The 13374-nt window shown below is 37.5% G+C and carries 13 protein-coding genes; all 13 read right to left on the bottom strand.

Annotated features, from left to right (window positions below):
• Nucleotides 1-50: 50 nt before the first annotated feature.
• The gene (nuoF, locus tag H9L23_RS24605; RefSeq protein WP_187592768.1) at nucleotides 51-1418 is read right to left on the bottom strand and encodes an NADH-quinone oxidoreductase subunit NuoF; all 1368 of its coding nucleotides are present in this window, start codon (nucleotides 1416-1418) and stop codon (nucleotides 51-53) included.
• A 75-nt stretch (nucleotides 1419-1493) separates the two neighbouring features.
• Nucleotides 1494-2009 carry an NADH-quinone oxidoreductase subunit NuoE family protein gene (locus tag H9L23_RS24600; RefSeq protein ID WP_187592767.1) on the bottom strand — a complete coding sequence of 172 codons (516 nt, stop codon included), beginning with the start codon at nucleotides 2007-2009 and terminating at the stop codon, nucleotides 1494-1496.
• On the bottom strand, nucleotides 2002-3216 hold the full coding sequence (locus tag H9L23_RS24595; RefSeq protein WP_025146326.1) for an NADH-quinone oxidoreductase subunit D: 1215 nt from the start codon (nucleotides 3214-3216) through the stop codon (nucleotides 2002-2004). The genes H9L23_RS24600 and H9L23_RS24595 overlap by 8 nt, the downstream gene beginning before the upstream one ends.
• Nucleotides 3217-3219: 3 nt before the next feature.
• Nucleotides 3220-3720 (bottom strand): NADH-quinone oxidoreductase subunit C, encoded by a 501-nt coding sequence (locus H9L23_RS24590; RefSeq protein WP_025146325.1) that lies wholly within the window; start codon nucleotides 3718-3720, stop codon nucleotides 3220-3222.
• The gene (locus tag H9L23_RS24585) at nucleotides 3720-4262 is read right to left on the bottom strand and encodes an NADH-quinone oxidoreductase subunit B (RefSeq protein ID WP_039472971.1); all 543 of its coding nucleotides are present in this window, start codon (nucleotides 4260-4262) and stop codon (nucleotides 3720-3722) included. The genes H9L23_RS24590 and H9L23_RS24585 overlap by 1 nt, the downstream gene beginning before the upstream one ends.
• 207 nt (nucleotides 4263-4469) lie before the next feature.
• Nucleotides 4470-4841 (bottom strand): NADH-quinone oxidoreductase subunit A, encoded by a 372-nt coding sequence (locus H9L23_RS24580; RefSeq protein ID WP_187592766.1) that lies wholly within the window; start codon nucleotides 4839-4841, stop codon nucleotides 4470-4472.
• An 82-nt stretch (nucleotides 4842-4923) separates the two neighbouring features.
• Entirely contained in the window at nucleotides 4924-6651 is a 1728-nt protein-coding gene (locus tag H9L23_RS24575; RefSeq protein WP_187592765.1) for a tetratricopeptide repeat protein, read from the bottom strand.
• Nucleotides 6652-6737: 86 nt separating this feature from the next.
• Nucleotides 6738-7637, bottom strand: coding sequence for a PstS family phosphate ABC transporter substrate-binding protein (locus H9L23_RS24570; protein ID WP_187592764.1), 900 nt, complete (start codon nucleotides 7635-7637; stop codon nucleotides 6738-6740).
• Nucleotides 7638-7878: 241 nt separating this feature from the next.
• Nucleotides 7879-8697, bottom strand: a complete 819-nt coding sequence (locus H9L23_RS24565) for an energy transducer TonB (RefSeq protein WP_187592763.1) — start codon at nucleotides 8695-8697, stop codon at nucleotides 7879-7881.
• 18 nt (nucleotides 8698-8715) lie between these two features.
• Nucleotides 8716-9222, bottom strand: a complete 507-nt coding sequence (locus H9L23_RS24560; RefSeq protein ID WP_187592762.1) for an ExbD/TolR family protein — start codon at nucleotides 9220-9222, stop codon at nucleotides 8716-8718.
• A 3-nt stretch (nucleotides 9223-9225) separates the two neighbouring features.
• Entirely contained in the window at nucleotides 9226-9840 is a 615-nt protein-coding gene (locus tag H9L23_RS24555) for a biopolymer transporter ExbD (protein ID WP_187592761.1), read from the bottom strand.
• Nucleotides 9841-9919: 79 nt separating this feature from the next.
• On the bottom strand, nucleotides 9920-10750 hold the full coding sequence (locus H9L23_RS24550) for a MotA/TolQ/ExbB proton channel family protein (protein WP_108197404.1): 831 nt from the start codon (nucleotides 10748-10750) through the stop codon (nucleotides 9920-9922).
• 298 nt (nucleotides 10751-11048) lie between these two features.
• Nucleotides 11049-12644, bottom strand: coding sequence for a phosphoenolpyruvate carboxykinase (ATP) (pckA, locus tag H9L23_RS24545; protein WP_187592760.1), 1596 nt, complete (start codon nucleotides 12642-12644; stop codon nucleotides 11049-11051).
• Nucleotides 12645-13374: the final 730 nt, after the last annotated feature.

Below are 13374 nucleotides of genomic sequence, written 5' to 3'. Positions count from 1 at the left end.
TTATTTTTTTGTATCGCTTTGGTTCGCGTTTCTACGAAACAAGGCGAAAATTATTTCTCTTCCGTTACCGGAGCTTTTTCAATTGGTGTTGCATAATTTGCAATGCCATAATTCTGGCTCTGGCTTTTAACCGGTTCTTTAATGTGCCATTCAAATTCATCCCTGAAGTGACGGATAGCACTAGCTACCGGCCAGGCTGCTGCATCACCCAGCGGACAGATTGTATTTCCTTCAATCTTGCGTTGAATATCCCACAATAAATCAACATCTTCCATTTTACCATGACCATGTTCGATTTTCTGCAATACTTTTTCCATCCATCCGGTACCCTCACGACAAGGCGAACATTGTCCACAGCTTTCATGATGATAAAAACGGGCAAAATTCCAGGTATTACGAACAATACACTGATCTTCATCAAAAGCGATAAAACCACCAGATCCCATCATGGTTCCTGTTGCAAAGCCACCTTCAGACAAAGATTCGTAACTCATTAAACGAGGCTCGCCGTTAGCGTATTTTAAAGTTAAATTGGCAGGCAAAATAGGTACAGATGATCCACCTGCAACTGTTGCTTTTAAGCGTTTGCCATTGGCAATACCGCCACAATATTCATCCGAGTAGATAAATTCTTCTACCGGCAAACCCAATTCGATTTCGTAAACGCCTGGTTTTACTAAATTACCAGATGCCGATATTAATTTTGTACCTGTACTTCTACCGATACCGATTTTTGCATATTCATCACCACCATCGTTAATAATCGGTACAACTGCGGCAATCGACTCCACATTGTTAACCACTGTTGGACAACCATATAAACCAGCAATCGCCGGGAATGGTGGTTTAATACGTGGATTACCTCTTTTACCCTCTAGTGATTCTAACAATGCGGTTTCTTCACCACATATATAAGCGCCACCACCTGGCTGAACATATAATTCTAAATCGTAACCAGTACCTAAAATATTTTTACCCAACCATCCTGCAGCTTTAGCTTCAGCAATGGCTTTCTCTAAAATGCGGATCTGAGGCATCATTTCGCCCCGTACATAGATGTAAGAAACCTTAGCGCCTAAAGCGAAGCTAGATACAATCATTCCCTCAATTAAAGCATGGGGAATATATGTCATTAAATAACGGTCTTTAAAAGTTCCTGGCTCAGACTCATCAGCATTACACACCAAATAACGTGCAACACCTTCAGGCTTGGCCAAAAAGCTCCATTTCATCCCCGTTGGGAACCCCGCACCCCCGCGACCGCGTAAGCCTGATTTTTTAACCTCTTCAACAATCTCTTCAGGTGTTAAAGTTTTCAGGGCTTTTTCCACAGCACGATACCCGCCTTTTTGGCGATAGACTTCAAGCGTGTTGATGCCTGGTACGTTTATATGCTCTAGTAACAGTTTTCGAGACATTTTAATTAGTCTATAGTCTGTAGTCTACAGTCCTTAGTCTTAAGTCACAACGACTCACGACTTAAGACTCCCGACTTAGGACTTATTTTTCAAATCTTCAATCAATTTATCTACACTTGCCTCAGTAAGGTTTTCGTAGAAAGTATATTCCGGGCTAATTTGCAATACCGGACCGAAACCACAGGCAGCTAAACATTCAACTCCTCTAAAGCTGAATAAACCATCGGCAGTAACTTCACCTTCTTTAACACCCAACTTGTTTTCCAAGTGGCTTAATATTTTTTCGGCACCTACCAGGCAACAAGGGCCAGTACGGCACACCTCTAAAGCATATTTACCCTGCGGCTTTAAAAAGTACATGGTATAAAATGTTGCCACCTCATAAACTTCAATAGGCTGAATATTTAAATATTCAGCAACTTTATCCATAGCCGATGTTGGTACCCAAAGAAACTCAGCTTGTACCAGGTGCAAAAGTGGCAGCAAAGCTGATTTGCTTTTATCTGCCGGATAACGGCTTTTAACTTCATCAAATTTGGCCAGCAATTCTGATGAAAACACTACAGGTGTTTGTTCTTCTACTTTAAGCATCTAATTCTCCTGCAATAATATTCATACTACTCATGTTGATAATGGCATCAGACAATAACATGCCCTCGCTCATTGGTGCAAACATCTGGTAGTTTATAAAACTTGGTCTGCGGAAGTGTAAACGATATGGTGTACGTCCCCCGTCATTAATCAGATAGAACCCTAATTCACCATTTCCGCCTTCTACAGCGTGATAAACTTCTGCTTTTGGAGCATCAATTTCGCCCATCACAATTTTGAAGTGATAGATTAATGCTTCCATATTGTTGTAAACTTCTTGTTTTGGAGGAAGATAAAATTCAGGAACATCAGCATGGAAAATGCCTTTTGGTTCTGATTTTAATTTTTCTAAAGCTTGTTCGATAATGCGTACACTTTGCCACATTTCTTCGTTACGCACTAAATACCTATCGTAAATATCGCCGCTTGTACCTACCGGAACTTCAAAATCGAAATCCTGGTAAGAAGAATACGGATCACTTACACGAACATCATAATCAACACCTGTTGCACGTAATAATGGTCCTGTCCAGCTGTATTCTAAAGCAGTTTCTTTAGTAACCTCTGCAACTCCAGCAGTCCTATCAATAAAAATACGGTTACGTGTTAAAAGGTTTTCGAACTCTTTTAAGGCTACAGGGAACTCTTTTAAAAATTTATTGATCTTAGCAAAGGCAATATCATTGAAATCTCTTTCAAAACCGCCAATACGACCAATATTCGTTGTTAAACGTGCACCGCAAACCTCTTCAAAAATTTCGTAAATATGCTCACGAAACTGAAATAAGTATAAGAAAGTGGTCGTTGCTCCCGTATCCTGACCAATAATCGTGTTGCAGATAATGTGATCGGCAATACGCGAGAGCTCCATAACAATTACCCGAAGATAATCTACACGTTTTGGCATTTGAATATTCAACAACTTCTCAACCGTCATGTGCCAGCCCATATTGTTAATAGGCGAAGAGCAATAGTTTAAACGGTCGGTAAGTGGTGTAATCTGATAGAATGGGCGATGTTCGGCAATCTTTTCGAAAGCACGGTGAATGTACCCAATAGTAGAAACGCCGCTTACAATACGTTCGCCATCTAATTGCAGAACATTTTGAAAAACGCCGTGGGTTGCAGGGTGTGTTGGACCTAGATTTAAGGTTACCAGCTCACTTTGCGGGTCGTTATCTGTAAATACCGGATGGTTATGATTCATAGTTTACCTTCCAAAAAATTCGTCTTTTTTATCTACCCTGTTCGGATCTTCCAATGGATATTGTTTCAACATTGGGTGAACACCTAAATCATCCATATTTAAAATACGGCGTAAATCTGGGTGACCTTCAAATTTAACTCCGAAAAAGTCGTATGTTTCACGTTCCATCCAGTTGGCACCTTTCCAAACAGTTGTTGCAGTCGGAATAGTTGGGTTCTGTTCAGAAATGAAAACTTTAATCCTGATCCTTACTTTCTCTACCATGTTGTGCAGGTGATAAACAACTGCAATACCATGGTCTTTACCAGGATAGTGAACTGCAGTGATATCAGTAAGGAAATTGAATTTTAATTCTTCTTTAAGATGCGAAAGCACATTGATGATAACATCTTTATAAGTTACAAAAGTTAATAAACCATAAGGTTCAGAAACGGCAGTAACCTTTTCGCCAAACCTTTCAGTCAGCTTAACGTGGATGTCGTTATTTAACGTTGTTTCTTCCATTATTTAATGCCGTATTGACCTAAAAGTTCTTTGTAATAATCAGAATTTCTTCTTCTGCCCGATTCGTTTTTCACCAAATCCTGAATACGCTGAAAACCATCTAAAATGGCTTCTGGTCTTGGAGGGCAACCCGGAACGTAAACATCCACCGGAATCACCTCATCAATACCTTGCAAAACTGAATAAGTATCGAAAATACCACCACTGCTTGCGCAGGCACCAACAGCCATTACCCAACGTGGCTCAGCCATTTGGATATAAACCTGTTTTAGTACAGGAGCCATTTTTTTGGCAATAGTTCCCATAACCATTAAAACATCGGCCTGGCGGGGAGAAAAACTTAAACGTTCTGCACCAAAACGACCTAAATCGTAATGGGAGCCCATAGTCGCCATAAACTCGATTCCACAACAAGAAGTTGCGAAAGGCAATGGCCATAATGAATTTGAGCGGGCCAAACCAATCACTTTATCTAAGGAAGTGGCAAAATAGCCAGGTCCTTCGGTTCCTGGAGGCGCATCAACTATATTAATTTCACTCATGTTTATAAACAAAAAATGCTCATCCCTTTGCAGAATGAGCAACAAATTTACAATATTTTAAAGGCAATTAAACTAGCTTTACTCGATTTAGAACCTTTCTAAATAACTAAAAGCGCTTGTAGATAGTGTAAGTGATACACATTCAGTTTTCAGTTCTCAATTTTCAGTTCGCAGTTTTAAAATTGCTAACTAATAACTGCCAGCTGACTAGTTCCAGTCTAAAACTTTTTTCTTGATCACGTAGATAAAACCTAACAACAATGTACCCATGAAGATGAACATTTCAATCATCCCATCCATTTTCAATGCACGGAAATTAACTGCCCAAGGATACATAAAGATCACCTCTACATCGAAAAGCACAAATAAGATAGCTACAACAAAGTATTTGATAGAGAAAGGCTGACGGGCATTACCTACCGATTTAATACCAGCTTCAAAGGTTTCCAGTTTATCACTCGTTTTACGTTTTGGACCTAAAAAGTGGGTAGCAACCAATGTGGTTACCACAAAACCTAAAGCAACAATTACTTGAAATATAATTGGTAAAAAATCTATAGAGGAACTTTGCGCTTGCATAATTTTTATTTTGTGATGCAAAAGTAAAAGAAAAAGGCAGAGTAACCAAACTCTGCCTTTTCTAAATTATTTAACTTTTTAATTATTTGCCTTTACCTTTTGCTTTAGCAGCAGGTGCTGGTGCTGTTAATTCTTTTAATTTAGCTGCAGCAAATGTTCCGGTAGGGTAAACCGCTACACTTTTATCGAAATATTCTTTTGCTTTAGCTTTATCTGTGTTGAAATAATATCCACCTAAATTATCATAAGCTTCTGATAGTTTTTTAGCGTTGGCAGTAACCAATTCTGGTTTCTCAGTGACTTTCTGAATAAAAGTTTCAAAATGAGGAACCATTAATCCTTTTGGTGCTTTATCATCATCTAATAAACTATTTATGCGTGCTCTGTATAAGTAAGCATCAGTAGTTTCAGGAGCGATTTTAGCAACCTTTGCAATCAAAGTATCTGCTTTTACTAATAAGTCTTTAGAAGGATTCTTTTTAGCTGAATATTGAGTTGCATAGTCGAAATAGTATGCTAATCCGTCATAAAAATAACTATATAGAACACCTTTAGCATTTGGACTAGCAGCAATTACTTTATCATAAATTTGAGCTGACTTATCATATTTTTTTGCGTCGAAAAAGGTTTTTGCGACTTCTGCAAGCGCGTCAACGTTATTTGAATCTTTCTCTACAGCTTTAGTAATATTCATTAAAGCTAAACTATCCTGACCAGCTTTTAATTGAGCTTTACCTAGATACAAGTAATCAAATCCTAAGATTTTATTTGGATCTTTTTCTTTAGCAAAGAACTCATTCATGCTGGTTAAAGATGCTGGATAATTTTTATTCTCGTACGCTGCCCAGCCTTTCATCCTTGATACAACTGCACTTTTAGGATCGTTTGCAGGAGCTTGAATTGTTGTTGCTACTTGTTCAAGGGTTGGAAAATCTTTAGCATAAAATAAGAACTGAGCATAACGCAATTGAGATTCTAAAGATTTATCAGTTAAATCCATATATTTTTTGTAGTTCTCAATTCCTTTTGCTGCTTTTTCCTTATCTGTACCGAAGCTACTCCACTGTAAGTATAACTCACCCAATTCGCGGTAAGCAGGACCATAATTTGCATCAGCAGCAATTACATCCTGTAATTCTTTTTCACCTTCAGGAAAAGCCCTAGACTCTTTGTACATTTTACCAATCTGAGTTTTAGCCCTTCTGTTATTCGGATCAACATCACCAACACGCATGTATGGACCTAAAGCTTCAGAGTTTTTCTTCTGTAACGCATAGGCATCACCTAAAGCCAAGAAAACTTCAGCATCTTTATCTTTAGAATCTAACTCATCAGCTTTGGTAATGTTAGCTAAAGCATTCGTAAAATCAGGTTTAGATACGTCATCACTTGGCTTATCCTGCGCTAAATAAGCTTTACCGATATACAAATAAGTTTTGTAATCTTTCGGAGCCAAAGCTACAGCTTTATCAAAATTGGTTTTTGCAGAAGTTGGGTTATTTGATAACATATCTGCTTCGCCCAAACCAATTAAGTTTAGGTTGTTTTTAGGATCAGCGGTTATACCTTTGGTAAATACCGCTCTTGCTGAGTCGATATAACCGGTTTTCAAATAAACCAAACCAAGATTGTAATAGTTATTACCATCTGATGCTTTTGAGCTCACCAATGATTTAAGCACTGATGATGCTTTTTGATACTGTTCAGCGTCAATGGCTTTTTTCGCGTCATTTAAATCTTGAGCAAAAACTGCAGAACCCATCAACACCAAACCTACATTTAAGGTTATTGCTTTCTTTAAAATTTTCATCGGATATTCTGTTTTTTTTATTTAATAAAAATGAAGTGTCTCTTTAGATTTACTTCGTGGTTCAATTTATAATTTTTAATTTAATTTTACTTCGTCAGGTTAATTTCCCTTGGCATTAATTTATGTGGCCCGAGTCCAGATTTAAGTACAATTAACTGCCCTCTCTGACTTCTTAACCATGTTGCAAATCCTGTGCCTAAACCATCTCTTCCTTCGCAATCTATAATATTTATATTTCTTAAGAAAGGATAAACACCATTAATCAAATTATCCTGGGTTGGTTTATAAAACTTGTCATCACCAGGCCCACCCTTCACATTCTTTACACCCAGTACCTTTATTTGAGAAAGGTACTCACTTACCTCAGTATTTTTACTGGTAATCCAATTTACGCCCAAAATACCAATAAAATTTTTATCCTCAGCAATAAGTTTAATTACTTCATTGCTTGAATTTTTAGAGTAAACACCTGTAGCTGGAAATTGACTGATACGAGCCAATTCTTTAAAATATTGAAAGGTACTTGAATAAGCGTTATCAAAGACCAATTTCTTATCTGATTTCTTCCCTTGTAATATATCAATAACCTCTTTAACGTTAATTGTACTATCAATATTGCCCTGATTGGTAATTAAAGCAATACCATCTATAGCAAAACGTGAAGTATTAATTTTAATATTACGCTGGCTATAATATTTTTCCTCTGCTTTGGTTAACAATCTTGGCAAAACGATTACCCTTACACTGTCATTTAGAAATGCAGGCAATAATTTTTCTTCAGGTTTTACGGTTGATTCAAATTTTGCATCCGGATAATCTAAACTAAAAATATCGATCTGATCCTGAACAATCGGTCCAACACTTTCATCAACCAATATTTTTAAGGTACCGCTTGTTCTGGTTTCTTTAACTGCATCCGGCTTGTTTTTACGTTTGCAGGATGCAAGTAAGGCTAGTACACAAAATATTAAAAGGTAATTTTTCATTGAATGATTAGTCGCGCCTACCCAGGCTTAAAAGTCTTACAAAAGCATAAATAATCAAAAAGATACCGATTGCGATGCGTCCCCATTGTGGAATGGTGCTTAACCGAAGCGCAATTGGTTCATAAAATATAAATGCAAAGCCTAACACCACATAAAAGACGAACATGATAAGGCCTAAAATGAGCAAAAACCGCTGTTTAGGCGATTTTTGCTTAAAAATATCAAAATTTAACATCTACTATTAGTTCAATGTAAAGTTAACGTTGATGTTGTATTTTACCCTTACCGGCTTACCATTTTGGATACCTGGGTTCCAACGTGGACTAGCTTTCAATACACGGATAGCTTCTTCATCAGTTCCGCTACCCAAACCACGGGTGACCTGAATATCTGTTAATTTACCATCTTTCTCTACAACGAATGATAAAAATACTTTACCCTGAACGTTGTTTTCTTGTGCCATTGGTGGGTATTTAATCGCTCCTCCTAAATATTTATAGAATTTAGCGATACCTCCCGGATATTCTGGTTGTTTCTCGATACTAACAAAGTCGTAAACTTTATTATCATCAACCGCAACTGCAGCTTCTCTTTTTGGTCCTTCACCTACTGGTTCAGCGATAACAATATCAGCTGTAGGGTCACCTTTGATATCTTTCTGACCTGGATCAGCTTCTTTCAATTTTTCAACTGTAGGTGGTTCATCACGAACCTCGATATCAGGTTTTACAATTGGAGGTGGCATTTTCACCTGGTCAATCTTTGGTGGCGGTGGCTCTACCGGTGGCGGTGGAGGTGTTTCCGGGTTTACCGGTGGTGGTGGAGCTAAAATTACTTCCTGTGCTTTTACCTGATCTTCCTGCTGATCCATTGAACCTTTGATAAGGCTATAGATTTTTGGAGAGAAAAATAATACAAGGAAGATAATAGATCCAATAATTAAGGCTTTAGTGGTATTGGCACCATTGCTTTTACGCAATTGGTACGCACCATAGTTTTTGTTTTTATCGGCAAAAACCACTTCAAGCCATTCTTTTCTGAATATATCTAACTTCGACATAACTATTGGTTTTACTGATTATAAAATTCCTTTTTCTTTCATGAACTGTTTCTCATTATCAAGGATATTATCATCATCAATCTGACGAACCTTAACTTTAAGAATTTCCAACTCGTCCATTATATCTACAAAGTTTTGGAATGTAGAACCTGATGTTGGTTTAACCAGTACAACAAAGTCTCCGGCAACGCCTGAAGCGTCAGCTGCTTTTCTATTTTTAACAATAGCATCTTCGATTTGTGAACCAGATTCTATCGTTGGTGCGCTTTCGCCAGCAACTCCCATGTACCATGCAACCTTATCGCTTTTACCCAATAAAATTGTCATTGTTTTACTTGCTTTCAGCTCCAATCTGTTCTCAGGTAACTTTTCGTTTTTATCTGGCTTTGCAATATCCATCGCTTGTGGCGTAGAGATTACTGTTGTTAAGATAAAGAATGTTACCAAAAGAAACATTAGATCCACCATCGGAGTCATATCAACCCTTGGGGTGGCTTTCTTCCCGCCTGTGTTTAATTCTGCCATTTCTTATTTCTTTTTAGCTTCAGAGTTGGTAACCAATAAAAACTTGTTTACACTTTGTTTCTGAAGTACATCAATAATCTTTTTAACTACCGGATATTCTTCTTTTGCATCACCTTTAATACTGATACGCATATCCTGATTATTAATCTCCTTAGTTGCTTTACGGGCATTTAATACCCATGCATTCAGCTGATTATCAGTTGAATCTGAAGGTATACCAGGTTGAACCCCTGGTTTCATACGGTCAGCACCATTTAAGGCAATAAGAGATTTTAAACTCTGGATCGGAACACCGAAACTTCCTATCGAAGAAAAGCGTTGTACTTCTAAGGGAGTGAACGATATTTTATACTGTTCGCCCATTAGTTCTAATGTTTTCGCTCTTACTTTGACCCCTGCTACTTCAAAGAAAACTTTACCCTGCCCAATGGTTAATATCGCATTGTTTTCTACCGGCACCTTAAACTCATACGTAGATGAAGGTGTAGAAACGGCTAGTGGTTCTGGTTGCCTTGCTGTAGCAGTTAAGATGAAGAAAGTAAGTAACAATGATGCCACATCACACATGGCGGTCATATCTGTTACTGTACTTGTTCTTTTAACTTTAATTCTAGGCATAATATTTTTTACTAGTTTTTAATAATGATGATCTTTTTTCCGGTTTTCCATAAAGCCGGTAAAAATTTTTTCAAAATTCTTATTTATGCGAACTAGCGTATGTTTGAACGATGCTGAAACCAGCTTCATCGATTGCGTAAGTTAACTTGTCAATTTTAGAAGTTAATACGTTGTACATGATAATTGCCACAGTAGATACCAAGATACCTGTTGCAGTATTGATAAGTGCCTCAGAGATACCTACCGCTAATGCTGACTGATCTGGAGCACCAGAGTTTGCTAAACCGGCGAATGCACGGATCATACCTGTTACTGTACCTAATAAACCTACTAATGTACCGATTGATACCAAAGTTGCAATTACAGTTAAGTTTTGCTCTAACATTGGCATTTCTAAAGCTGTAGCTTCTTCAACCTCTTTTTGGATTGCAACGATTGATTGCTCAACATCCATGTTGGTATCAGCTTCAACTTCGCTGTATTTTTTCAAACCAGATTTAATTACGTTAGCAACTGAACCTTGTTGTTTATCACACTCAGCTTTTGCAGCCTCGATGTTACCTGCGCTTAATAAACCTTGTACTTTGCGGATGAAAGTATCTAAGCTAGATTTTCCACTTGCTTTACCAATAACGATGAAACGTTCGATAGAGAATACAATTACCACTAATAGTAATCCAACTAAGATTGCTACGATAGGGCCTCCTTTGTAAGCTGTTCCAAGATAGTTACCAGGTAATGGTAATTTCTCTCTGTCACCATCGATAAAGTTACTTCCTTCTCCGAATACGAATCTCCAAACACAGAATCCAATAACGATACAGATTGGAATAACGAATGTTGCAAATACGTTTGAAGCACTAGAAGAGCTCTCTTTTTTAACAGTTGTTGGTTTTGGTGCGTTTGCCATTTTTTTTGAAATTTTAGTTTTAGTTCTTGTTTTTAATTTTTAGCTGTTTTTTCTTATTGTAATACACTCAACGTTTCATATCCGAAATTGTTGCGAAAAACAAATTTATAAATTGATTTTAAATTACAAATTAATAAATCAATAAGCAATTAAATCGTTACTTAGAATTTAGTTTCGGTAAACCACATAGGGTGTATAACAAAAAAATTGCCCCAGCCGAGGCAATTCTTTCACAATAAAAACTAAAAAAAAATCGAATTGCAAATTTTTCGCTCAAAAAATGCATTTTAAAGTGCATTTAACATAATTTTAACGCTTCGTGTCTGCTTTTTGGTACTTTTGTCAGTTCAAATTGCTTAAAATTTTCTGAAAAGGCATCTGCCAGCTGATAAGCTTTTAAAAAATATTCTTCCTGATTATCCCATGTTTTAGACGGATCTAAAATATCATTGGGTACCCCGGGACAAATTAATGGCATCATTAATTTAAATACATGATGTTGTTTATAATGATGGTGATTTAAATCTCCGTTTAATGCTGCTTTGATCATTGCCCTGGTATAACTCAATTTCATCCTTTTACCAACGCCATAGGCTCCCCCACTCCATCCTGTATTTACCAGCCAAACGTGTACTTTGTGCTTTTTCATCTTCTCCCCCAATAAAGCTGCATATTTTGAAGGATGCAATGGAAGAAAAGCTTTACCGAAACATGCCGAAAAGGTTAACTGAGGCTCAGTAACACCGGCTTCTGTACCCGCAACTTTAGCAGTATAACCACTCATAAAGTGGAACATGGCCTGTTCTACGTTTAATTTTGATATTGGAGGCAATACGCCAAATGCATCAGCGGTGAGGAAAAAAATATTCTTCGGCACCGCGGCAACAGAGGGCAGGATGGCATTATCAATATAATCTATAGGATAGGCTACACGTGTATTTTCTGTTTTATCGATATTGGAGTAATCAACATCTTTTGTGCCCGGAAAAAAATTAATGTTTTCTAATAATGAGCCAAATTTAATGGCTTTAAAGATTTGAGGCTCTTTTTCTTCGGTTAAATCAACACATTTTGCATAACAGCCTCCTTCGAAGTTGAATACCGAATCGCTGCCCCAGCCGTGCTCATCATCTCCGATTAAACCTCTTTCGGGATCGGCTGATAAAGTGGTTTTGCCCGTTCCAGACAAGCCGAAGAAGATAGCGGTATCTCCATCCTTGCCTACATTTGCAGAGCAGTGCATAGAAAGTGTATTCTTATATACCGGAAGAATGAAATTTAACACAGAAAAGATTCCTTTTTTAATTTCACCAGTATAACCTGTTCCACCGATCAAAATCATTTTTTTAGTGAAATTGATGATAGAGAAATTTTCCTGACGGGTTCCATCAACAGCAGGATCGGCGAGGAAGCCTGGGGCGGCAATAATCGTCCACTCCGGGCTGCTTATTAAAGCATCTTCATCAGGACGGATAAATAAATTGTGAGCAAAAAGATTCTGATAGGCCGTTTCAGTAATTACGCGGATGGATATTGCATCATCCGGATCGGCACATGCTGAAGCATCACGTACATAGATTTTTTTGTCGCCAAGGTAACTGGTGAGCTTATTAAATAACTGGTCAAACTTTTCAGGGCTGATTTTAATGTTTACATCTCCCCACCAAACCTGATCTTCGGTTACGTCGTCGCACACGATAAACCTGTCTTTAGGCGAACGTCCGGTAAATTTCCCGGTATCAATGGCCAGGGCTCCCGATGCCGCCATTGTACCTTCTTTATTTAATAATGCATCATCAATTAGCTCTTTTGGAGACAACTGGTACTTTACAGCAATGTTCCCGCCTAGATTTAAATAGCTTAAATCTGGCGTTTGCAGTTTCTTTTTGCTCATAACAATAAGTTAGTTAGTGGGGCAAAGGTAAAGACTTATGTTGCACAAAAACGAGTTTTAAAATATATTTATTTACATATTGTAGCAAATACACTATGACTTAAAAATCTCATTTACAATTATTTATAAAGTATTTTTGAAGATAAAAAAATTTAAAAAAATACACTAAGTTAAATTAGGTAAATGGTTTTAGTGTGTTTAAATTCTTCTGAGTACACACCTATATGGGATTGAGTGTAAGTTATGCATCTTAGATAAAAAAACATCAATTTACCACCCCGCCCTGCGGGCACCCCTCCAAAAGAGGGGAATAATTAGACGCTGGAAAGGCAACCCACTTCAATAGTAGCACCAGCCCGCGTTAATTAAACCTGATAAAAGCGGCAGCTCCCGATTCCCCAACAACAAAACAGCACTCCCATCGGGACTATAGCGATTAGCAGGGCTGCATTACCGGGAGGAATACTGAAGGATCTTTTCAAATTATCAAAAACCACCCCGCCCTTTTGGCACCCTCCGAAAAGAATCGGAGCAGGCACTTCAAAGCAGCAGAATAAATAATGCACTTATTTCATTTACTTAAACGTTTTAATAGAAATTTCGAAATAAAATTGAAAAAACATTTGCATTTTAAAAAAATAATCTTCTACTTTACGGTGTACAAAGTACACAAAGACAAGATGAAATTTAACACTTCAATTATTACAACGATTATTATTACCACCGGTAT

Source organism: Pedobacter roseus, assembly GCF_014395225.1.
GTDB lineage: Bacteria > Bacteroidota > Bacteroidia > Sphingobacteriales > Sphingobacteriaceae > Pedobacter > Pedobacter roseus.
This window is presented reverse-complemented; position numbering and strand designations above follow the sequence as displayed.

What these genes read in the sequence shown, in the direction of transcription:
- H9L23_RS24560 (WP_187592762.1), bottom strand. Translation starts at nt 9,222, where the DNA reads ATGGCAGAATTAAACACAGGCGGGAAGAAAGCCACCCCAAGGGTTGAT.
- H9L23_RS24600 (WP_187592767.1), bottom strand. Translation starts at nt 2,009, where the DNA reads ATGCTTAAAGTAGAAGAACAAACACCTGTAGTGTTTTCATCAGAATTG.
- H9L23_RS24565 (WP_187592763.1), bottom strand. Translation starts at nt 8,697, where the DNA reads ATGTCGAAGTTAGATATATTCAGAAAAGAATGGCTTGAAGTGGTTTTT.
- H9L23_RS24555 (WP_187592761.1), bottom strand. Translation starts at nt 9,840, where the DNA reads ATGCCTAGAATTAAAGTTAAAAGAACAAGTACAGTAACAGATATGACC.
- nuoF (WP_187592768.1), bottom strand. Translation starts at nt 1,418, where the DNA reads ATGTCTCGAAAACTGTTACTAGAGCATATAAACGTACCAGGCATCAAC.
- H9L23_RS24570 (WP_187592764.1), bottom strand. Translation starts at nt 7,637, where the DNA reads ATGAAAAATTACCTTTTAATATTTTGTGTACTAGCCTTACTTGCATCC.
- H9L23_RS24595 (WP_025146326.1), bottom strand. Translation starts at nt 3,216, where the DNA reads ATGAATCATAACCATCCGGTATTTACAGATAACGACCCGCAAAGTGAG.
- H9L23_RS24550 (WP_108197404.1), bottom strand. Translation starts at nt 10,750, where the DNA reads ATGGCAAACGCACCAAAACCAACAACTGTTAAAAAAGAGAGCTCTTCT.
- H9L23_RS24590 (WP_025146325.1), bottom strand. Translation starts at nt 3,720, where the DNA reads ATGGAAGAAACAACGTTAAATAACGACATCCACGTTAAGCTGACTGAA.
- H9L23_RS24580 (WP_187592766.1), bottom strand. Translation starts at nt 4,841, where the DNA reads ATGCAAGCGCAAAGTTCCTCTATAGATTTTTTACCAATTATATTTCAA.
- pckA (WP_187592760.1), bottom strand. Translation starts at nt 12,644, where the DNA reads ATGAGCAAAAAGAAACTGCAAACGCCAGATTTAAGCTATTTAAATCTA.
- H9L23_RS24585 (WP_039472971.1), bottom strand. Translation starts at nt 4,262, where the DNA reads ATGAGTGAAATTAATATAGTTGATGCGCCTCCAGGAACCGAAGGACCT.
- H9L23_RS24575 (WP_187592765.1), bottom strand. Translation starts at nt 6,651, where the DNA reads ATGAAAATTTTAAAGAAAGCAATAACCTTAAATGTAGGTTTGGTGTTG.